The following is a 1,460-nucleotide window of genomic DNA, read 5'->3' on the forward strand; positions in this document are numbered from 1 at the left end:
GCAACGGCGTGCTGCAAGATGCAGCGGGCAATGACGCGGCGAACCTCACGAATCAGGCGGTAACGAACAGCTCCGCAGCCGATACCACGGCGCCGGTCCTTGGCACGGCCACGGTCAGCGGGCGCGATCTGGTGTTGGCGTACACCGAGGCGAGCAGCCTGGGCCTGGACGAGACGAATCCGGTGGATGCCGCAGCCTTTGCGGTGAGCAGCGCCAGTGGCGTCGCCATCAGCATCGACAGCGTCACGGTGAACGCCACGGCCAAGACCGTCACGCTGCGCCTGAACCGTGACGTGGACAGCGGCGAGGCGGTAAGCCTCCGCTACACCCGGCCCGCAAGCGGCAACGTGCTGCAGGACGCTGCCGGCAACGACGCGGCGAATCTCGCGGACCAGGTGGTAACGAATAACTCCGCGACCGACACCACGGCGCCGGTGCTCGGCAGCGCCACGGTCAGCGGGCGTGATCTGGTACTGACCTACACCGAGAGCAGCAGCCTGGGACTGGACGCAACCAATACGGCCCCCGCAACGGCCTTTGCGGTGAGCAGCGCCAGCGGCGTCGCCATCGCCGTGGACAAAGTCACGGTGAACGCCACGGCCAAGACCATCACGCTGCGCCTGAGCCGTGACGTGGACAGCAGCGAGGCGGTGAGCCTGAGCTACACCCGGCCCGCGACCGGCAACAACGTGCTGCAAGACGCTGCCGGCAATGACGCGGCCAACCTCACGAGCCAGGCGGTGACGAACAGTTCCGCGGCCGACACCACGGCTCCGGTGCTGGGCAGCGCCACGGTCAACGGACGCGATCTGGTACTGACCTACACCGAGGCAAGCAGCCTGGGCCTGGATTCGGTCCACACGGCCCCCGCGGCGGCCTTTGCGGTGAGCAGCGCCAGCGGCCTGGCCATCAGCGTCGAGAGCGTCGCGGTGGATCCCACGGCCAAGACCGTCACGCTGCACCTGAACCGCGCCGTGGACAGCGGCGAAGTGGTGAGTCTGAACTACACCAAGCCAGCGACCGGCAACGACGTGCTGCAAGACGCAGCCGGCAATGACGCGGAAAACCTCACGAACCAGGCGGCGGTGAACCACTCCGCAGCCGATACCACGGCGCCTGTGCTTGGCACGGCAACGGTCAGCGGCCGCGATCTGGTGCTGACTTACACGGAGGCCAGCAGCCTGGGTCTGGACGCTGCCCATACGCCCCCCTCCACGGCCTTTGCGGTCAGCAGCGCCAGCGGCGTCGCCATTGCAGTCGAGAACGTCGCGATCAATGCCACGGCCAAGACCGTCACGCTGCACCTGAGCCGTGACGTGGACAGCACCGAGGTGGTAAGCCTCGGCTACACCCGACCCGCAACCGGCAACGACGTGCTGCAGGACGTGGCAGGCAATGACGCGGCGAATCTCACGGACCAGGCGGTGACGAACAACTCCGGAGCCGATACCACGGCCCCG

The 1,460-nt window shown here is 67.6% G+C and carries 1 protein-coding gene; it reads left to right on the top strand.

Features of this window, described 5'->3' with window-relative positions; all coding sequences use genetic code 11:
• Window positions 1–1,460, top strand: a 1,460-nt coding sequence (locus VTU_RS0122045) for a SwmB domain-containing protein (protein ID WP_010109169.1), incomplete at both ends; no start/stop codon positions are given.

The sequence above is a fragment of the Verminephrobacter aporrectodeae subsp. tuberculatae At4 genome (assembly GCF_000193225.1).
Taxonomy (GTDB): Bacteria; Pseudomonadota; Gammaproteobacteria; order Burkholderiales; family Burkholderiaceae_C; genus Acidovorax; species Acidovorax aporrectodeae.